The organism is Brevibacillus humidisoli (genome assembly GCF_020923435.1).
GTDB lineage: Bacteria > Bacillota > Bacilli > Brevibacillales > Brevibacillaceae > Brevibacillus_E > Brevibacillus_E humidisoli.
The window spans coordinates 737,887-758,345 of sequence record NZ_CP087263.1; the positions used below are offsets into that span (position 1 = coordinate 737,887).

Annotated in this window: 19 protein-coding genes and 1 pseudogene; 18 read left to right on the forward strand and 2 right to left on the reverse strand. The window is 49.7% G+C overall.

The window, feature by feature from the left end; genetic code table 11:
* Positions 1-16 precede the first annotated feature (16 nt).
* On the forward strand, positions 17-1,069 hold the full coding sequence (locus LOK74_RS03615) for an NAD(P)/FAD-dependent oxidoreductase (protein WP_230045239.1): 1,053 nt from the start codon (positions 17-19) through the stop codon (positions 1,067-1,069).
* A 308-nt stretch (positions 1,070-1,377) separates the two neighbouring features.
* On the opposite strand, the gene LOK74_RS03620 is transcribed toward LOK74_RS03615, so the two are convergent.
* Positions 1,378-2,544 (reverse strand): sensor histidine kinase, encoded by a 1,167-nt coding sequence (locus tag LOK74_RS03620; RefSeq protein WP_230045240.1) that lies wholly within the window; start codon positions 2,542-2,544, stop codon positions 1,378-1,380.
* 220 nt (positions 2,545-2,764) lie between these two features.
* Between LOK74_RS03620 and LOK74_RS03625 the strand changes: the two genes are divergently transcribed.
* From LOK74_RS03625 to ytfJ, 12 genes and pseudogenes are all read left to right on the forward strand, one after another.
* Entirely contained in the window at positions 2,765-4,411 is a 1,647-nt protein-coding gene (locus LOK74_RS03625) for a M20/M25/M40 family metallo-hydrolase (RefSeq protein ID WP_230045241.1), read from the forward strand.
* Positions 4,412-4,490: 79 nt separating this feature from the next.
* On the forward strand, positions 4,491-5,144 hold the full coding sequence (locus LOK74_RS03630) for a TerC family protein (protein WP_230045242.1): 654 nt from the start codon (positions 4,491-4,493) through the stop codon (positions 5,142-5,144).
* A gap of 102 nt (positions 5,145-5,246) precedes the next feature.
* A complete protein-coding gene (locus tag LOK74_RS03635) occupies positions 5,247-5,825 on the forward strand; it encodes a YkoP family protein (protein WP_420908721.1) in 579 nt (192 codons plus the stop codon).
* Positions 5,822-6,988 (forward strand): MGDG synthase family glycosyltransferase, encoded by a 1,167-nt coding sequence (locus LOK74_RS03640; protein WP_230045244.1) that lies wholly within the window; start codon positions 5,822-5,824, stop codon positions 6,986-6,988. Before LOK74_RS03635 ends, LOK74_RS03640 begins: the two co-directional genes overlap by 4 nt.
* Positions 6,989-7,056: 68 nt before the next feature.
* Positions 7,057-7,260 carry an alpha/beta-type small acid-soluble spore protein gene (locus LOK74_RS03645; protein WP_230045245.1) on the forward strand — a complete coding sequence of 68 codons (204 nt, stop codon included), beginning with the start codon at positions 7,057-7,059 and terminating at the stop codon, positions 7,258-7,260.
* A gap of 222 nt (positions 7,261-7,482) precedes the next feature.
* On the forward strand, positions 7,483-8,472 hold the full coding sequence (locus tag LOK74_RS03650; RefSeq protein ID WP_230045246.1) for a 3D domain-containing protein: 990 nt from the start codon (positions 7,483-7,485) through the stop codon (positions 8,470-8,472).
* A gap of 78 nt (positions 8,473-8,550) precedes the next feature.
* Entirely contained in the window at positions 8,551-9,216 is a 666-nt protein-coding gene (locus LOK74_RS03655; RefSeq protein ID WP_230045247.1) for a DUF2953 domain-containing protein, read from the forward strand.
* Positions 9,189-9,293 (forward strand): annotated as a pseudogene (locus tag LOK74_RS03660) (sporulation protein YtfJ); the annotation flags it as partial. The gene LOK74_RS03655 and the pseudogene LOK74_RS03660, both read left to right, overlap by 28 nt.
* A gap of 246 nt (positions 9,294-9,539) precedes the next feature.
* Positions 9,540-10,502, forward strand: a complete 963-nt coding sequence (locus LOK74_RS03665; RefSeq protein ID WP_230045248.1) for a DNA cytosine methyltransferase — start codon at positions 9,540-9,542, stop codon at positions 10,500-10,502.
* A complete protein-coding gene (locus LOK74_RS03670; protein WP_230045249.1) occupies positions 10,499-11,356 on the forward strand; it encodes an NgoMIV family type II restriction endonuclease in 858 nt (285 codons plus the stop codon). The genes LOK74_RS03665 and LOK74_RS03670 overlap by 4 nt, the downstream gene beginning before the upstream one ends.
* Positions 11,357-11,530: 174 nt before the next feature.
* Positions 11,531-12,457, forward strand: coding sequence for a hypothetical protein (locus tag LOK74_RS03675; protein ID WP_230045250.1), 927 nt, complete (start codon positions 11,531-11,533; stop codon positions 12,455-12,457).
* Positions 12,458-12,718: 261 nt separating this feature from the next.
* A complete protein-coding gene (ytfJ, locus tag LOK74_RS03680; RefSeq protein ID WP_230045251.1) occupies positions 12,719-13,177 on the forward strand; it encodes a GerW family sporulation protein in 459 nt (152 codons plus the stop codon).
* A gap of 40 nt (positions 13,178-13,217) precedes the next feature.
* On the opposite strand, the gene pyc is transcribed toward ytfJ, so the two are convergent.
* Positions 13,218-16,664 (reverse strand): pyruvate carboxylase, encoded by a 3,447-nt coding sequence (gene pyc / locus LOK74_RS03685; RefSeq protein WP_230045252.1) that lies wholly within the window; start codon positions 16,662-16,664, stop codon positions 13,218-13,220.
* A gap of 220 nt (positions 16,665-16,884) precedes the next feature.
* Between pyc and LOK74_RS03690 the strand changes: the two genes are divergently transcribed.
* The 5 genes from LOK74_RS03690 (at position 16,885) to LOK74_RS03710 (ending at position 20,343) form a co-directional block, all read left to right on the forward strand.
* Positions 16,885-17,703, forward strand: a complete 819-nt coding sequence (locus tag LOK74_RS03690) for a lipid II flippase family protein (RefSeq protein WP_230045253.1) — start codon at positions 16,885-16,887, stop codon at positions 17,701-17,703.
* A gap of 54 nt (positions 17,704-17,757) precedes the next feature.
* On the forward strand, positions 17,758-18,315 hold the full coding sequence (locus tag LOK74_RS03695) for a hypothetical protein (protein WP_230045254.1): 558 nt from the start codon (positions 17,758-17,760) through the stop codon (positions 18,313-18,315).
* A 31-nt stretch (positions 18,316-18,346) separates the two neighbouring features.
* Complete coding sequence (gene tpx / locus LOK74_RS03700; protein WP_230045255.1) at positions 18,347-18,865, forward strand: thiol peroxidase; 519 nt, start codon at positions 18,347-18,349, stop codon at positions 18,863-18,865.
* Positions 18,866-19,035: 170 nt separating this feature from the next.
* On the forward strand, positions 19,036-19,938 hold the full coding sequence (locus LOK74_RS03705) for an RluA family pseudouridine synthase (protein WP_230045256.1): 903 nt from the start codon (positions 19,036-19,038) through the stop codon (positions 19,936-19,938).
* A 57-nt stretch (positions 19,939-19,995) separates the two neighbouring features.
* A complete protein-coding gene (locus tag LOK74_RS03710; RefSeq protein WP_230045257.1) occupies positions 19,996-20,343 on the forward strand; it encodes a DUF3870 domain-containing protein in 348 nt (115 codons plus the stop codon).
* The last annotated feature ends 116 nt before the right edge of the window (positions 20,344-20,459 follow it).

The window sequence follows — 20,459 nt, forward strand, 5'->3', positions numbered from 1 at the left end:
CAGAGGAGAGGATCAAATGAACAAGCACGAGGAATTGTATGATGTCACAATCATCGGAGGAGGGCCTGCCGGTCTTTTCTCTGCCTTTTACAGTGGTCTAAGAGAAATGAAGACCAAGCTGATCGAGTATCAACCGGAACTGGGCGGAAAAATTCATGTCTATCCGGAAAAGATGATTTGGGATGTCGGCGGCCTTACGCCCATTCTTGGAGAAAAATTAATCGAACAACTGGTTGAGCAGGGACTAACCTTTAACCCGACCGTGGTAGTAAATCAGAAAGTGGAATCGATTGAACGTGATGAATCAGGTCTATTTGTACTACATGCTGCCTCAGGAGAAAAGCATTATACAAAAACGGTCATTGTAGCGATAGGAGGAGGCATCTTAGAGCCTCAAAAAATTGATTTGGAAGGTGCAGAGAAGTTCGAGGTGACAAACCTACATTATACGGTCAAATCGCTGTTGCGTTTTAAGGAGAAAACCGTGATCATTTCCGGCGGAGGAAACTCAGCGATTGATTGGGCAAACGAGCTTGAACCCATAGCCCGTCAAGTGTACGTAACGTATCGAAAAGACACGTTTTCAGGACATGAGGCTCAAGTAAAACAACTCATGAACAGCTCTGTAAAATGTTTCTTTCATACAACCATTACCAAGTTGATTGCCTGCCCCAATCAGGAGAAGATTGAACAGGTTGAGCTGACTAACCATATAACAGGTGAGGTACATAAACTGCCCGTTGACGAGGTGGTCATCAATCATGGCTATGAACGCGACAAGTCATTATTGGAAAATAGCAAAATAAAGCTTGAGTTAATAGACGAGTACTTTATTTCCGGTCGTGCCACCAGTGCTACGTCCATTCCAGGTATTTATGCAGCGGGAGATATCCTTAAACATGAGGGCAAATTGCATTTGATTGCTGGAGCATTTCAAGATGCGGCGAATGCGGTAAACCAAGCTAAACAATATATACAGCCTGAAGCGCACAAAAGCGGAACCGTTTCTTCACATAATGATATTTTTAAAAGTCGGAACCGTGAATTAATAAAACAGATGATGAAATAGGCTTGTTTTTTGCGGTTGACATTTACACCAAGTCCACTGTGTGGTATTCGTATCCGACAAAAAAGCGTGTAAACCTTGTACCTTTGGTACGTTGTCAACACGCCCTAATTTATTTGGTTGACGTGCAGCATCCTTCTGGACCGCTGCACGATTTTTTTCGTTGGAAAGGAACCACAACAGGGTCGGCTGGGTGAAAAGTATCCACTTTATGTCGAACATTGTAGCAGAGATATAGAAAAAAAGTCGGTTTGGATTAGTTCTAAAGTCCTGGTTGTAATTAGGGTGCGTATCAGGGGCAACTGCTCTGTTTAGGATTCGGCTAGGGTTCTTCCCAACAGGGAAGGTGGCTGCATCTGAGGAAGATCGATGAAAAACTGTGTCAGTTCAGGCTTGGATTGACAATGGATTGTGCCGTTGTGCTTCTCGATTATGTTTTTGCAGATGGAAAGTCCGATTCCGGTGTTGTTCTTCGTTGTGAAAAAGGGTTGGTACAGCTTCTCCAACAAGTGGCTGGGAATCACTTCTCCCGTATTTTCCACGGTGATCAGAACGCGGCCTGCTCGGGTCCGGGCAAAAATGCGAATCTCTTTCGTAGCGGTATTTTGGACAGCATCAATGGCATTGTGAAACAGGTTCACCAGTACTTGCTTCAATCCGTCCTCGTAACAGTGCAGGGAAAACGAATCAACCTTACGTTCAAAAACGATATTTTCCGCAATGATTCGAGGCTTGATCAGCAGCTCCACCTCGTCCAGCAACTGCGAAAACGCCACTTCCTTAAATACCTCATCGAGAATCGGTTTCTGGGAGAAACTAAGAAATCCTGTGATCTGCCGGTGCAAGTTGGCAAATTCGTGCATGATCACATCAACGTACGATTCCATCTTTGATTCGCCTCGCGTTGATTCGCGGATCAACTTGAGAAAGCCCTCGATCGCGCAGAGCGGATTGCGCAATTCGTGTGCCATACTGGCAGCCAACTTGCCCAAGATGGCTAGCTTGTCATTATGCAAAATCGAGATCATCTCTTCTTTTTTGCTTAGTTCGGCGTTAACAGCCTGTTCAAAATGATAAACGCCCCAGTACAGGGCTTCGTCTATGGACTGACCGATTTTTTGCTCAAGAAGAAGGATGTCTTGCTCGCTTAACGTCCAAAAGGGTAGGGCAGGACGCAGAATGCTCCAGAATACATTGCGGTAAAGCTGGTAGGTGCGCAGAATCGAAGAAAGGGGCAGTTGCTGGGAAAGCATCCAATTCCCCATATCCCTCGACCAGATTTGCAAATCGTCGTTGACGTCCTCCACCAATGAACGTGCGATCAGTTCTGTGCGACGTTCGGCAACCTCCAATGGCATGGTGAATTCGATATGGAGTTGTTCTTCCACCTCTTGCAGCCACCGTACGGTAATCAGTGACCGCAAGCTAAGAATCTTTTTGGATATATCCTCCATGTTTAACGTGACTGTACTGGCCATTTTCATCCTCCCCCATTTCATGGTATTTGATGCGAAGTTGGAAATGCAAGAATCTTTCCGCTTATTTTTACAAAAATCGTTTTTCATTTTCCGACATTTTTTGTCAAACGATGGAATGAACATCCGGACATGATATAGAGTTACTGAGGTACCGTTCAGGCAGGAGAAAGAAGGGAAAGGGAGAAGGAAGTAACGAGCCAAAAAGGAGAGGAGACTTCAAATGAGAATAGATCCGGATCGGGTTAGACAGTGGACAGAATGGCTGGTTGAACGAAAGAGTATTGTCAACACTCAGGGGGAAGCGGAGATTACCGTTCAGCTTTATGAAGAGGTGAAAAAGTGGGCGTATTTTCAGCGCTATCCAAAGCGCATTTGGCTGCAATCGACGGGCGAGTCAAACTGCCAGCGCTACAATCTGATTGCTTTGGTCAGGGCGGAGGCAGATGAGGCGGACACGACCTTGCTCATTGGCCATGTGGATACCGTCGGAACCGACGATTACGGACCGTTGCAGGAGAAGGCAACGAAACCGTGGCAGTTGAAAGAGATGCTGTTGTCACAGCAGGTGCCAGATGAGGTAAAAGGACATCTAGGTGACAGTGACTGGATGTTCGGGAGGGGAACGCTCGATATGAAGAGTGGGCTGGCAGCGAACCTGAGCATCCTGCAGTACTACAGTGAGCATACGTCGAAGTTGGGAGGAAACCTGATCCTGGTTGCGGAATGCGACGAGGAAGATAGCTCGAACGGGATTCTTGCTGCCGTGCCGTTTCTGAACCAGTTGGCTAAACAAGAAAAGCTGTCGATTCGTGCTGCCATCAACACCGATTTCGTAACGGCCCGTTATCAAGGAGATCCGCACCGCTATATCTATGCGGGAACAGTCGGCAAACTGCTCCCCTCCTTTTTTGTCGCGGGCAAGGAGACCCATGTCGGTCAGGCCTTTGATGGATTTGATCCCAACCTGGTGCTGGCTGAGCTGACACGGGAGATTGACTACAACCCATCTCTGTGTGATCAAATGTACGGAGAAGTGACTCCACCGCCAGTCAGTCTAAAACAGACCGACTTGAAACCGTACTACGATGTGCAGACACCGCTTGCCGCTTTTGCTTACTACAACTATCTGGTTGTCTCACAATCCCCGCTCCAGGTAATGGAAATAATGAAAGAATGTGCTATTCGCGCCTTTGAACGGGCGATTGAGACGTATGCTGCCCGCTATCAATCATACTGTGAACGCACCGGCAGTACGCCACAGCCAGTCACCCTAAAACCCCGTGTCTATACGTACGCGGAGTATGTAGAGTACTTGCGGACCGAGCATGGAGACAAGGTGGAACAGGTACTGAACCGCAAAAGAGAGGAGCTAGCAGCGGCCGACTTGGACATCCGCTTCTACTGCTGTCGTCAGGTGGAGGAACTGCGTCGTCTCGATCGGAATGAAGATCCAGTGTGCGTTTTGTTTTACTCCTCGTTGTACTCGCCACGTATCGCCCTCTCTGCCGATGATCCTGACGACTCGCGACTGCTGCAGGCCGTTGAGCATGCAGTTGAACAAGTGCAGCAGATGTATCCGCATCCGATCGTCGTCCGTCCGTTCTTTCCGTATATCTCTGACATGAGTTTTGTCAAGTTGAGTGACGACGATCAGGGGATTGACGGCTATAAGGCAAACATGCCCGCTTGGGGCAACCGGCATCACGTACCATTTGATGAGATCCGTCAACTCAATGTGCCAATCGTCAACATCGGGCCGTATGGCTACGATGCTCACAAAAAATGGGGGCGAGTTGAGCTCACCTATGCCGAACGCATCGTCCCCATGCTGATTGAACATGTTCTGAGATCACTCTGGCACAGCTAAAGAGCTTGTCATGTCCCTGCCAAATGATACATAAGGTTTACTAGTGAACGTCTATCGTGTGAAAGACGAGGGGGCAGGGATGGACGCAGGGTTTTGGTTGTCGTTTGTTCAAATTCTGTTCATCGACCTGGTATTGAGCAGCGACAACGCCGTGTTGATCGGGATGGCCTGCCGCGGCTTGCATCCACAGCAGCGTCGCCGTGCCGTAGTGTATGGTACGGTAGGAGCAGTGCTGCTGCGAATCGGACTGACCGGGATGGCCACGTGGATGCTGCATATTCCATTGATCAAGGCAGCAGGAGGCATCCTGTTGCTCTGGATTGCCGGCAAGCTGATGCTGGAAGAGGAAGCGGAATCAATGGATGTAGTATATGGCAAGAGTGTGGCACAGGCGATCAAGACGATCATATTAGCTGATTTTGTGATGAGTCTAGACAATGTACTGGCAGTAGGAGGCGCCGCACATGGCGATTTATTGCTGGTATTGTTCGGCCTTGGATTGAGTATCCCGCTGCTGGTGTGGGGGAGCACTCTCGTCGCGAGGTTGATCAACCGATACCCCCTGTTGATTTACATCGGGGCGGCCATCTTGGCGTATACGGCGATCAGCATGTTGAGCGAAGATCCCGCATTGCGACACTATCTGCAGGTGATTCCCTATTACCATTCGTTGGTTCCGGTGGTCTCATTCGTGTTCATCGCATTGCTGGGTATGGTCAAAAAGAAGGCATGAACTGGCAAAAAGGGACGCTATCTCCAGCGTTCCTTTTGCGTTCTTTTTCAACTTGGTGGCAATACTATGTAGTAAAAATACAGGGGAGGATCAGATTGAAGGATGAATGCCGGCATCTTATCCCTCTGGGGCGTATGGGACACTGTCTATCAACGTTGTACCAGGTTGCAGTACGTGGATAAGGGAAAAAACATTTTTCGCATCGTTCTGCTGCGATACAGAGGAGAAGTACTGACGACATCAGACGGTCGGCAAATCCATCCCGGCGACTTGATCATCAAGTTGCACATCCACAATTACCATCTGGCCACCATGTTTCAGGGAATCAAAAATGATACGAGGATGGTCTTGCTGCTTCGGCGGCATGTGCTGGAGTCGCTTCCCCAACTGGCTGCTTACGTCGCTTCTCTGCCTCAGTCCGAACAGATCAAGGGAATCGTCGGAACGACCATGCTGTACAAAGGAGCCGAGCAGCTCGGATTCACTGTTTCGGAAGTACCACTAACCATTTTTTTCCGCTATAAACGCTGGTATCTGAAGCTGATGATTCGTCTGATCCACCCAGACGGTCATAAGCGCCTTCATCATCATCAAAATCTTGCCTTAACGCGTGTGTACATGTCCAAAGAAGAACTGCTCAAACGATATTTGCCGGAAGGCAGTGGTATAGGGCTATCATGAAGAAAAAAGTTGTCATTTGTACCGAAGAATGGGCCGGCAGTGGGCACAAAATGGCTGCACTTGCGATTGCTGAGGCCGTTCGTGAGATGAATACCGGGATCCAGGTCAACATCATTTACGGACTAGCTGCGGCCAGTCCGCTTCTGCGTCAGATCTCCCACAAGGCATACCACTTTTCGCTAACCCGAGCTCCGCGCCTGTGGCAGAGGATTTATGAGCGGGAGAAGCATTGGAAGCGGATGCTGCATAGACCGCTTGCAGCGGTGCTGGGAGAACGGCTGTTGAGGCAAGTGATTGAGCCTGAAGCACCAGAAGTTGTGATCGCGACACATGCCTACTGCTTGCCCGCTTTGGCATGGGCCAAACGACGCACCAGCAAACCATTTCAGCTAGGTATTGCGCAGACTGACTTTCAGCTAAACAGCTTCTGGGTAAACCGGGAAATTGATTACTATATCGTCTCGGATGAGCAAATCGGGGATCAATTGGTGCAGAAGTTCGACGTCGACCCGAACCGGATTTACGCATACAGCATCCCGATCCGCCCTTCTTATGCAGAGGGGAGTAAACGAACCAAAAGAGAATGGCGAAAGAAGCTGGGACTTGTCCCTGATCTGTTTACCGTGCTGCTTTGCAGTGGTGAGGCAGGGCATAACGACTATGTACCGGTCGTTCAGCGGTTGACAGAGTTGGATGTGCCGCTGCAGATCGTTGTGATCACCGGTCGGAATCAGCGGCAGCTAGCCAGCCTGCAGCAATATAGCGAGAGAGGCTCGACCTCGATGCATCGCCTGCACATCAAAGGCTACGTGGAGGAGATGTGGCAATGGCTGGGTGCGGCTGATGTACTGGTAACCAAGCCTGGAGGCTTAACCTGTTCGGAGGCCTTGGCGATGGGGACACCGCTGATTCTATATCGACCGCTGCCGGGACAAGAACAGCGAAACAGCAGGTTCCTGCAGCAAAAAGGTGTCGCTTATGCAGCAGAGACTCCTGCAGAAATCGCCAGTGTTTTGCAGCGTCTGGCCAAGGAGCGAACGGCATGGTCGCAAGCTGCTGCCCAGGCAGCCCGACTCGCCCGGCCCGATTCCGCTTACCGTACAGCAGAGGTCATCCTGGCTTCTCTGGCTGATGATCGCGCAACGAGCGGTAATCATTGCTAACACCTAAGATGAATGGATTTTTTCCGTATACACATATTAAACTTACCAACAACGAGGAGGTGAGAAATATGGCAGCGAACAACACTTCTAGCAACCGCTTGCTCGTACCTCAAGCCAACCAGGCACTGGATCAACTGAAGTACGAGATTGCACAAGAGTTCGGTGTTCAACTTGGTGCAGATACCACTTCTCGTCAAAACGGGTCGGTAGGAGGAGAAATCACCAAACGTCTGGTAAGCTTCGCAGAGCAGCAACTGGCTGGTCGTTCCTAATAAGTAACGTACGGCCCGGTGCTGGGGAAAGAGAAATGCATATGTGGATGTAGATACAAGGGCCCGATTTTGGGCCCTCTTCCTTTGTATGGAAAGTTTTGTTTCTTGAATTGAACGGGTGATCTGTATAGAGTAATACGTAGACTTGTCACAACCCTTTGGCAGAGATAACCAAAGATACCATAAGGTCTACATGATCGAAATCGTGTCGGGAGGAGAACGATGCTGAAAAAGAGTTTGCTTGCAGTCTTGATCAGTCTGTCGCTGATCAGCATCTCGAATACGGCAGGGGCAAAGTCCGCTGTGTTGTCTGAAGAAAAAGGAATCACCGATATTTCCGGCCATTGGGCCGAATCGAAAATCCGCCAACTGCAGCAGGGCGGAGTGATTGAGGGAAACGACAATGGGCAATTCTATCCTGATAAGGTGATTACACGTTCAGAGTTGATTGCCATGTTTGTCAAGGCAAGAGGTGTACAGCCGGATGCCGGCAAGCGCGTTCACTTTGCAGATGTACCAGACGATCACTGGTTTTATCCATACGCCAAGACGGCGTACCGACTAGGGATTCTCCATGGACACAGAGCAGAGGGAGGCCTCTATCTGCATCCTGATGAAACAGTGAGTAAAGAAGAAATGATCGCAATCTTGCTGCGTGCAAAAGGAGAAGGGGGACGCATCAATCAACTGCTGTGGTCCACAACCATGAAGACATTGCTCGCCTATCCCGATGGGGACGAGCTATCGGAATGGGGCAAACGGCCGATGGTATACGCACTGCAACATGAGATTACCCAACCTTCTTCAACAGGAATGCTGCAGCCCGCCAAGTTGATTACACGCGGTGCAGCGGCTGCCTATGCATATGATTTCTTATACAGACCTAGCTTCCAGAGCAGCAAATACGAGCAAACTGAACCGGTAGCGTTTCGCTATACACGCACGCTGGATGCGGAGACGACAGCCTATAACTATCCGGATGGCAATGTGAAGTCGTACATCGGGGCGCCGCTTCGTCCTGGAATTGTAGCTGTTGATCCCAATGTGATCGCTTTGGGCAGCCATCTCTACATTGAAGGATACGGCTACGCTGTAGCGGCAGACATCGGCGGAGCGGTGAAAGGAAACCGCATCGACTTGTACTACCCAACCTACCAGCAGGCAGTTGACCACGGAATCCAACAAAATGTAAAGGTGTACGTATTGAACTAGCTGACGATTCTATTTGTCAACAACTTAACATATTTCCCCGTTTTTTCCTCATACTAGAGAGGAAAGGCGGGGATTCTCTTGTTTGGCTGGTATATGCTGCTTGGCATTCTGCTTTTGCTCCTGATCATTGTCGTGACTCCACTGAAGATTGTACTGGCATATCGACGTAAAAGTGCTAACGACTATTTGACGATCGAAGTGAGTGCTTGGTTTCACCTAATTCGCTATAAATATGAGATTCCTGTCTTGAAACTTTTGGCAGGCAAGACGGGTGCCGAGATGTCTGTCAATATGGAGCGGGAGAGCAGACGGAAACGGACAGAGAAGCGTAAGAAGATTTCCCCGGCGGACATAAAACAGAAGGTGCAGAAGTACAAGCAGTTTCAGCAGCGTGTTATCGATTTGCGTAAGACGATAAAGAAAATGATGCGCCACGTGCGCTGCGAAGAGATCGAATGGCATACGCGCCTTGGATTCGGGGAGGCGGCCTCAACGGACGCCTTGACGGGCTTGGTATGGGGCATTAAAAGCGCCATCGTAACCTGCTTTTCCCACTACATCACGATGAGGACGGTACCACGGCTCAGCGTGCAGCCTGTCTGGAATGGGGAACAGATCCAAACGCAGTTTCGCTGTATACTTCGATTTCGGCTGGGACACGCTCTTGTCGCAGGGATCCGTATCTTACTAAAACTGAGAAGAAGACGTGAGCAAAAATGGCAGACCACCCCATCCAGGGTTTGATGAAGACGACGGTGGAAAACCTGAAACAAATGGTCGATGTAAACACCATTATCGGGGACCCGGTGGAGACCCCGGACGCGTGTGGAATCTGCAAACGATAACGCCAGAAAAGCGGCGCTAACCCCCTGGCATTGAAATACTAACGTTTATTTGGACATGTTCACATTGTGGTACATGTCTTTTCGCTTTTCAATTACTTTGATTTTGGCTTATCTTTTGTTAAAATAAAAACAGGAACAAACGTTCGTTTTTAGCATCTTGAAGACAGGTCCAACATCATCTATACTTAATTCTTAAGCAAGACAGTTAGGAGAGTATCCCATATGAATTCACTTGAAATATGTGCAGGAGCGGGTGGACAAGCTCTTGGTCTTGAATTAGCAGGATTTGAACATGCCGCGCTTGTCGAAATTGAATCTCCAGCTTGCGCAACTCTACGCTTAAATCGACCTCACTGGAACGTTATAGAAGATGATTTGCGAAATGTATCTGGAAAACACTTCAAAGGTATTGATTTGCTTGCGGGCGGTGTTCCTTGTCCGCCGTTTTCAAAGGCTGGTAAACAGCTTGGACAAGAAGATGAACGCGACTTGTTCCCCGAAGCAATTCGCATGGTTGAGGAAATTCAACCTAAGGCAGTTATGCTTGAAAATGTTCGTGGGTTATTGGATGCAGTATTTGACGATTATCGAGAAAAGATAGTAGATGATCTTCGTAAAATGGGATATACAGCGGAATGGAAACTTTTAAACGCTTCCGACTTTGGCGTTCCTCAACTTCGCCCGCGTGTTGTCTTTGTTGCAATAAGGAACGACCTCGCTCATAACTTTAGCTGGCCAAAGCCATTGTGGCATCGACCTCCTACAGTGGGAGAAACTCTTTATGACCTTATGGCTGAGAATGGTTGGTTTTTGGCCAATCGCTGGAAAGATTGGGCAAATGATATTGCTCCAACTATCGTTGGTGGTTCAAAGAAACACGGGGGGCCTGATTTGGGACCAACACGTGCAAAACGAGCATGGGCAGCTCTGGGGGTTGATGGGATGGGCATTGCTGACCAAGCACCTGAGCCTAATTTCATTGGTTTGCCCCGATTGACCACAAGAATGGTTGCACGGTTACAAGGTTTTCCTGATTCTTGGCAATTTTTCGGCAAGAAAACGCCAGCCTATCGTCAAATCGGCAATGCATTTCCACCACCGGTTGCTCAAGCGGTTGGACTGGAAATTCGAAAGTGCTTAGAAGCTGGAATTACAATAAATCTGAAAAGGATACATAGACTATGACAAATGCGCTTATTGCTAAAGCACGAAAGAAATATCATGCCTCGCTCTTGCAGTCAGTACTTACAGTCAATAGTCAAGGAGTTCCGAGCAACGCAGATAAAGACAGTAAATTATCGGTTAGAATTGCTAAGGGAATTGCTGAAATACTGGAATCAGAAGCAGGAGAAAGATTAGCAGGTCAAACAAGCGGAAGTGAATTTGAGGCTATTAATGCCGAGTTTATACGTGATACTTTTTTGGCACTAAATCATATACGTCCTGGTTATTGGGAGATTAAGAAGATTGGGAATCGCAAAAGAATGGCGATAGCTGGTTTTGAACAATACGCTCATTTAACCGCACTTGACGAGGCCTCCAAAAACAATCCAGAGCTTGCGGCTGCTCTTGGAAATGACTATACGATTACTCCTGATATCATTATTGTTCAGAATCTTTTGCAGGATGATGAACTTAATAGGGATGATCTTATGGTTGATCTAGATGTCAGCCGCCGTGCAGCGATTCGGGCAATTAACGGAGGAAAGCCGCTGCTTCACGCTAGCATTTCTTCCAAGTGGACGATTCGTTCAGATCGAAGTCAAAACAGTCGTTCAGAAGCTTTGAACTTGATCCGAAATCGCAAAGGACATTTGCCTCACATTGTCGTTGTTACGGCAGAACCATTGCCAAGTCGTCTTGCCTCCATTGCACTTGGTACAGGTGATATAGATTGTGTTTACCATTTCGCTCTGGATGAACTTAAACAATCGGTGGAAATGGCAAATGCAGAAGATGCATTGGAGTTGCTCAATATTATGATTGACGGGAAGCGGTTAAAGGATATATCGGATCTGCCGTTGGATTTGGCTATATAAGTACATTCAAGACTGTCAGCTGTTCGATGACAGTCTTCGCTATTATAATAAATGCAAATATTTTCTGACTTGTAATTGTAGTATTATAAAATTTGAAGAGGGAAATAATACAAAAATTTTACTTGCAAAATATGCATAAAATTTTAATTTTATTTAATATGGAGGTTATAAACTATGGAACAGATTTCAATCCAACTGTTGAAGGACTTCATTAACAAAGATTTCGCAATGTTTTTAAAAACAAAAGATAGGAGCTTAGTTCCAAGGGTTCGAGAACAATACCTACGAGACATTAATAATTATGTTGAAAATTATTTAGAAGACAGTGCCCTTGTTGATTTTAAAAGTTTTTTTGCAAAGCATTTAATAAAAAGATTTCTAGAAAATCGAACGGGCTCTACAGCAAGAGCAGCACTAACGAATTTTCTTGAGTTACTATGTTCAGCAGATTTAAGAAAAATTGATTTAGAGTCATATTTTCGTATTAAAGAAACAATCCAAAGTGTTAAAAAGACACCAAAGGAAAAGCTTGATTTTTTAACAGAAGAAGACATTGACTATATTATGCACGAAACCGATTTTAGTAAAAAACAAACTCAAGAGAAGATTTTGACGCCATTGATAGTCACACTGGCTTACCATATGCTTTTCGAACAAGATCACATTTATAAATTGAAAAGGAATGACGTAAAGATTGAAGAAAGAAAAATACGCAATCTTAGACATGACTTCGATGAATCAGTGGATAAATGGTTGGAAATGGATTTATATTCATATAATGTTATCAAAAAATATTGCGACCAATATGATGGTGAACTGAATGCTCCATTTGTCATTATTAAAGGAGCACCAGCTAACAACCAAACAGTAAATAAAATGCTACATGGAGTGTATAGAAGTACGAAAAATCGTTCAAAATTAACCACTACTGTAGACGTACAAAAACTGATTAGATCACGAATTCTCATCGATTTAAGAAACACGCAGGGTCAAAGTCTCATGAAGTTTTATGAAATAATGGGTATGAAAAGAAACACTCAACTTGAAAATGCATTACACCAATATTTACAGGAACAACAAGACATTAAGCAAAATAATTGATTGATTAAGGCGGAAAGGACCTTTTTTTATTGTGATCATTGATGGCCGATGTTAAAACGAATGCAGGAGAAATTGTAGGGACAACTGAATCTAAGTGATATCATGTGAAGTCTCCAAACGAGCCACTCAATATCTGCTAATTATTCCTTTATTTAGGTAAATTGATTGTAACCAACGTGGCTCACTCATTTTCAACAGTACATGCTTAGACCCAAGTTGGGGCATGCTACGAATGCCGAATAAACTAAGGAGGAATTAATGATGGCAGACCACCCCATCCAGGGTTTGATGAAGACGACGATGGAAAACCTAAAACAAATGGTCGATGTAAACACCATTATTGGGGACCCGGTGGAGACCCCGGACGGCAGTGTCATCTTGCCTGTATCCAAAGTGGGTTTTGGCTTCGCTGCAGGCGGAAGCGAGTTTGAATACTCCCAGGATTACCATATGCATTCGGCTGGAAACCACCCCTTTGGTGGCGGGAGTGGTGGCGGTGTATCCATTACCCCGGTCGCTTTCCTGGTCGTCGGCAAGCAGGGCATTCGGTCCATTCCGCTGGAAAACGCAACCCATTTGTATGATCGCATCCTAGATTCGATTCCGCAATTTGTGGACAAGATCCAGGGCATGTTTTCCAACGATCAGCAACAGTCAAACTCAACAACGCGCATTGTGACACACGCTGATGACGAAGATTATGTGATTGAAAGAGGATAACGGCATTCCGCCGAGCGGAATGCCGTTTTTTCTAGGCGAGCTACTCCAGCTCAAGGAGGAGGTCACCGGCTTCAATGGTATCGCCTGCTTTTACGTGAACTGCCTTTACCGTAGCATCGACTGGAGCCTGAAGCGTGGTTTCCATCTTCATCGCTTCGCTGACGAGAAGATGCTCCCCTTTTCGTACCTTGTCACCCGCTTCGACCAGCACCTTCAATACTTTCCCTGGCATCGAGGCACCGACGTGGCTGGGGTTTTTCGAGTCCGCTCTGGCCCGCTGTTGTTCCGTGACTTGAGCAGCATGATCCCGCACCTTGATCTCTCGTGGCTGACCGTTTAACTCAAAGTAGACGATCCGGCGTCCGTCCGGCTGCAGATCACCGACGGCGACCAGCTTGATAATCAGTGTTTTCCCTCGTTCGATGCTGACAGACGTCTCCTCACCCGGCCGCAGCCCGTAGAAGAAGGTAGAGGTATCAAGGAACGAGAGATCTCCGTACTCCTTCAAACTTTGATCGTACTGGAGGAAGACCGGCGGGTACATGATGTAGGACAGGACATCCAACTCACTCGGTTCACGTCCGATCTTTTCTTCCAGTTCTTGTTTTAGTTTGGCGAAGTCGACAGGGGCGAGCAGTTCGCCGGGCCGCGCCGTAAACGATTCACGACTTTTCAGCACCAATTCCTGCAGTCGTTTCGGGAAACCCCCCGGAGGCTGTCCGAGATACCCCTGGAAGAACTGCACTACGGAATCGGGGAAATCGAGTCGTGCTCCCTTTTCATACAGGTTTTCTTCCGTGAGGTTGTTTTGCACCATGAACAGAGCCATGTCACCGACCACTTTGGAGGAGGGTGTCACTTTAACGATGTCGCCAAACAATCGATTCACTGCCGCATACATCGCCTTGATCTCGTCCCAGCGTCCTCCCAAACCGACAGCTTTGGCCTGCTGTTCCAGATTGGAGTACTGACCACCCGGCATCTCATGAACGTAAACCTCTGCGTTGCTTGCCTTCATACCGCTTTCAAAACCTTGATACAGCGGTCGAATATCCTCCCAGTAATCGGACAAGCGGTTATATGCCTCAAGCGAGAGGCCAGTATCGCGCTCAGTCCGCTCCAGCGAGGCGATCAAGGCATTGATGCTCGGCTGTGAGGTGAGTCCGGAGAGTGAGCTGACGCAGGCATCCACAATATCGACTCCTGCTTCAATGGCCTTGAGCAGCATCGCACCGCCGTTTCCGGAGGTATCGTGGGTGTGCAGGTGAATCGGGAGGGCTACCTCCTGTTTGAGGGCCCGAATCAGCTCATAAGCCGCATACGGTTTCAGCAATCCGGCCATATCTTTGATCGCCAGAATATGGGCACCCGCCCGTTCCAACTCTTTGGCCAGATCGACGTAGTACTTCAGGTTGTACTTGGTTTTGGTCGGATCGAGTATATCGCCGGTATAACAGATCGCCGCTTCCGCCACTTTCCCTGATTCACGTACCGCGTCAATCGCCACCTGCATATTGGGCAGCCAGTTCAAGCTGTCAAATATCCGAAACACATCGATGCCTCGTGCGGCCGATTCCTTGACAAAGGCCTGGATCACGTTGTCCGGGTAGTTGGTGTAGCCGACCGCATTTGCGCCGCGCAGCAACATCTGAAACAACACGTTGGGGATCTTTTCCCGCAGCAGCTGGAGCCTGTCCCAAGGCGATTCCTTTAGAAAACGCATCGCCGTGTCAAACGTGGCACCGCCCCACATCTCCAGCGAAAAGACGTCGTGCGCCAGTTTGCCGGTGGCTTCGGCGATTGCTACCAGGTCGTAGGTTCGCACGCGTGTAGCGAACAGCGACTGGTGGGCATCGCGAAAGGTGGTGTCGGTCAGCAGCACCTTTTGCTGGGACTGAATCCATTTGACCAGCCCGTCTGCCCCTTCCCGATCGAGGATCTGCTTGGTTCCGTCCGGATACGGCTGAGAGAACGGTGTTTTGGGAATCCGCGGATAGCCGACGCGCGGTTTTTTCTCCCCCTTGGGCAGGTCCGGATAGCCATTGACGATCGTGTTGCCGATGTAGTTGAGCAGCTTGGTGCCGCGGTCCTGTGTGCCAGGGAACACGAACAGCTCCGGTTTGCTGTCGATAAAGGACGTGTTGTATTGACCGCTGAGGAAGTCCGGGTGTGTGACCACGTTTTCCAGGAAAGGAAGATTGGTCTTCACCCCGCGGATACGGAACTCCCGCAGTGTCCGCAGCATTTTCCGGGCAGCCTGCTCAAACGTATCGGCGTACGTGGAGATTTTGACCAACAGCGAGTCGTAATGTGGTGTGATGATCGCGCCAGGATAGCCGTTCCCTCCGTCCAGCCTGACGCCGAATCCACCTCCCGAGCGCCAAGCCAGCAGACGTCCTGCATCTGGGATAAATCCGTTTTCCGGATCTTCCGTGGTGACCCGGCACTGGATGGCATACCCGTTCATCTCAATCTCTTCCTGCGAGCGGATGCCGATCTCTGGATCAGAGAGTGTATATCCTTCCGCAATCCGGATTTGCGCCTGGACGATATCAATCCCGGTAATCAGTTCGGTAATCGTATGCTCTACTTGAATCCGCGGATTGACTTCGATGAAGTAAAATTTGTTGTCCGGGGTAAGCAGGAACTCGACTGTACCAGCGTTGGTGTATCCCGCTTCTTTCATCAGTTTCAGCGCTGCCTGGCAGATCTCTTCCCGCAGTTCGTCTGACAGAGACAGACTTGGGGCCACTTCCACCACTTTCTGATGGCGCCGCTGGATGGAGCAGTCCCGCTCGTAGAGGTGGACGATGTTGCCGTGCTGATCCCCCAGGATTTGCACCTCAATATGTTTTGGCTCCTCCAGATAACGTTCCACGTAGACGGCTGCGTTGCCAAAGGAGGAGCGAGCCTCCGAACGGGCCCGGTCCAATGCCTCCTGCAGCTCGTCCTGATTGCGGACGATGCGCATACCGCGGCCACCGCCGCCTGAAACACCCTTGATAATCACCGGATAGCCGTGCTCTTTGGTGAACAGGAGCGCTTCCTGCAGGGTCTCGATCGGTTCCGGTGTCCCTGGGATTACCGGGATGCCGGCCTTGATCGCCATGTTGCGAGCCTGCACCTTGTCGCCGAACATCTCGATCAGTTGAGGCGATGGCCCGATAAAGGCGATGCCTTCTTCCTGACAGCGTCGAGCAAACACTTCATTTTCAGCAAGAAAGCCGTAGCCGGGATGGATCGCGTCAATGTCGTTCCGCTTGGCAATCTCGATGATGCTCTCAATATCGAGATAAGCTTCGATCGGTCCCTTGCCCGCGCCGACCAGATACGATTCATCCGCTTTGAAGCGATGGATCGACACATTGTCCTGCTCGGAGTAGATCGCGACCGTGCGGATGCCCAGCTCGGTTGCCGCCCGAAAGATTCGTATCGCGATTTCACCACGGTTGGCCACTAACAATCGATTGATTTTTCTCTGTTTCATGGTTTCCCCCCTATCTCGTGATTCCTCAAGTTTCACAAAGTTGCCATAGTTTTAATATACAAAACTTTTGCTGTATTTACATCCGTTTTTCCCAGGAAAATTGATTTTTCCGCTCGATAAAGGGGGAATTACCTGTTCTTAGGACTCCATGTTGATCCAGGACCAAAGTGGGCAAAACTGGTATGATGGAGAAAACAAAATCAGAGGAGAGCACTTCCACATGAAACTGGGCTTCATCATGCTGGTTACGATGGTGATCAGCTCGATAGAGACGGTCTCGTACGCAGCCCGTCTCTCAGGGGCGAGAACGCGGCGAGTCGGGGCCTCCGCTTCCTTGTTTAACATCCTCGTCGTTTTTTCCCGTTTTGCGGTGATGACCCAGATGGTCTTTCTCGGTTCCATGCTGGACAACGCGATCCGTACCGGGAGCATCGAATCGCTCTTATCCGATTTCCGCCTGGTGCTGCTGGCGATGAGCGGAGGGATTATCATCGGTCTGCTGCTGATCCCTTCCATGGCCCGTATCTTGGCGATTGGCACGGTCAAGCTGGATCGCCATGGAAGCATACCCAAAATCGTTTTGAGCGAAGGACTGTTCCGAACGTTGGGCAAACTGCCCTCCCAGTTTTGGCTCCCATCGTTTCGCGCCAACTGGCAGGAGATCCGGAAGTCGCAGCTTACCTATTGGTTTCTCGCCTTGAACGCAGCCATCTTTTCTTTTTACGCGATTGGCAACCTGTCTGCCCTGTACGCGGGCGCTCTTGTTCCCGAGTACCGTTCGGTTGCGATCAATACGGCATCGATTGTGAATGGTCTGGGTACGATTATCCTGGTCATTTTTGTCGATCCGGTTAGTGCCAAGCTGCTTGATGACGTGGTGCTGGAAAAACGACCGCTTCGCGATCTCAAGGCGGCTGTGTTCCAACTGGGAGTAGGGCGTTTGGTGGGCACACTGATCGCCCAACTGCTTCTCTGGCCGTTTGGTCAGCTGTTGGCCTTATTCGTCTTGCTGTTTGAAGGGGGAGCCCATGCAGTCTGAATACATCCCGTTCTCTTTGCCCACAATGGGTAAAAAAAGAACGGAGGGAGTGCGATGGAACTCTGCAAACTGGAGCCTGTCGATGTGTGGCGGTTGTTGATCCCAGAGCGCATGCAGCTGTTTGAGGACGATATGCCCGGCGACGAACTGATATTCCGTTATCGGGACAGTGTCTACTTTGTCCATGATGACGGGGCTGTTATCGCGCTGCCAGCGCCTGCTCACCTGGAACAGTTGTCGCTCGGCGGTTTTCTGGAACATGTGATGACGGCAGAAGAGACGGTTGACTTCGACGAGCAAGGCATGTTTGACATCGGCACTATCTTGCGGCGAATCGGGTTTGTCGTCTCCTGCACCGGGCGGCGGGACCAGGGGGATTACCAGGTGGAAATCGTGGATGCGCTCGTAGTCGGCCAGACGATCGCCAGCTATTATCTGACCGGGGTTACGTTTACGTTTGCCCTGTATCACGGGCTGCTATGCTGCTCCCACCTCAATGAACTGGCTGAGGAGAATGGTGAATTCGAAGTGAAGCGGATCATCAGGTGTCATTTTCCCCATTCCGATAGTGAAAAGCAGCAAAAGATGGTGTATGATGATACGTGTACATAATTTTTCTGATAGGAAAGAAGGAGGGAATCCCATGACTGTTGCAGTTGAGCGTCAAGGTGCGTTTCAGTTTAAAGGCCCTGTTACCCTGCTTGGACCTGAATTGAAGGTAGGTGATCAAGCGCCTGACTTTACCGTACTAGCCAACGATTTGTCCCCGGTGACACTGACCGATTCGAAAGGTACGGTGCGGGTGATTTCCGTTGTCCCTTCCCTCGATACAGGAGTTTGCGATGCGCAAACCCGTCGCTTCAATGAGGAAGCGGCACAACTGGATGGAGTGAAGGTACTGACCATCTCCGTTGACCTGCCGTTTGCCCAGTCCCGCTGGTGCGGCGCTGCCGGTATTGAGAACGTGCAGACGTTGTCTGACTACCGCGATCTGTCCTTCGGCCTGGCCTACGGCGTGGTGATCAAAGAACACAGGCTGCTCAGCCGTGCGGTGTTTGTCGTAGATGCCAACGACAAAGTCGTCTATGCCGAATATGTTCCGGCTGCAGGAGAACATCCGAACTACGAAGCGGCGATCGAAGCAGCGAAGGCGGCAAAGTAGGCAAAGTAATAGATGACCGGAACAACAGTGGCCCATCCCCATGGGGGTGGGCTTTCTTTTGCTCTCGGAAGGGCAGGTTGGCAGCTTTCTCTCATGAAAACTGATCGAGCGGCGGGTAGCGGGATTCCATGGTATCGCCACGTTGCACGATCAACCAGAGGAGACGAGGAATGAGCGAACGACTGCTTCATTTTCAGGTTGCAGAGGATGAACAAGGCCGGACTGTGCGCGATCTGTTGCAGAGCACGTACGGAGTGTCGCGAAGGCTGCTCAACCGGGCCAAATACGATGGGGAGATTCTCATCAACGGAGAGCCGGTACGCGTAACCCGTATAGTTGAGGCAGGGGACGTGGTGGAGGTGATCCTTCCTTCTGAACAGCCGGAGACGATCCAGCCGCAGCCGATGCCGCTTGCGATTCGCTATGAGGATCGTGATCTGCTGCTGATCGCCAAACCGGCCGGCATGGTGGTGCATCCGACCCGCACTCACCCGGATCGAACACTGGCCAATGCAGTGGTAGCCTATTGGCGGGAAAAAGGAGAGATGAGACGCTTCCGACCAGTCAATCGGCTGGATAAGGATACCTCCGGCTTGCTGATCATAGCGAAAAACCAGTGGGCACATGAGGGGTTTGCACGGATGCAGCGGGAGCGGACGTTGAGACGAACCTATCTGGCTGTCGTGCATGGATTGCTCAACCAGGAGACAGGAGAGATTGCAGCACCGATCGGTCTTCGGCCTGGGTCGATCATCGAACGGGAAGTGCGCACCGACGGCCAGCCGGCGCTGACCCGATACCGTGTGCTCAGCCGCGGAGCGGAGATGTCCGTGGTGGAACTGCAGCTGCTCACGGGGAGGACGCACCAGATCCGTGTGCACATGCGCCATATCGGTCATCCGCTCGTCGGTGATGACTTGTACGGCGGGCAGCGCAGCTTGATTGGCCGCCAGGCACTGCATGCAGCGAGGCTGGCCTTTTCTCATCCCCGAACCGGGCAACTGCTCTGCTTTGAAGAGCCGCTGCCGGCTGACATGGCAGAGCTGGTGAAAAAATGTACGATGAATCGCTAGAAGGCATCTGGAAAAAAGAAAGCGTTTCCGTTAAGATAAAAAGGAGGAGGTCCGCAAATGAATCCTGTTGATTCCCGTTATTCGTCCGATTCATATGTATTGGCGACGGGATTTGCCCAACTGCCCAAAGGAACACCGCTTTCCGAACAGCAAAAGGTATTCGCCTGTTCACTGGTGTTCGACCAGACGGACGACCGGGTAGTTGATGCCTCTTTTACCTTCTTGATGGATGTAACGGAAGAGTTTTTGATTGCCTTGGTGGTAGGACGCCGCTTGCCGGACGAATGGAAAGAACTGCAGCAGGCGGTGCGGGAACGCTTTCTCGTCCCTACCCAGGGAGCTATTCTGCAGGCGCTGCGGGCTGCCGTAGATCGCTACGTGGAAACAAAGCAGCGCGCCAGATAGACCTATCCGTGGTGGCAATGATGATAAGAAACCTACTGGTTATCTACGGGGAGAGGATCCGTCGCAAGAACCTTTCTCGTTGGAGTAGATAGGGCCCAGTTCAACGCTTTTCTGCT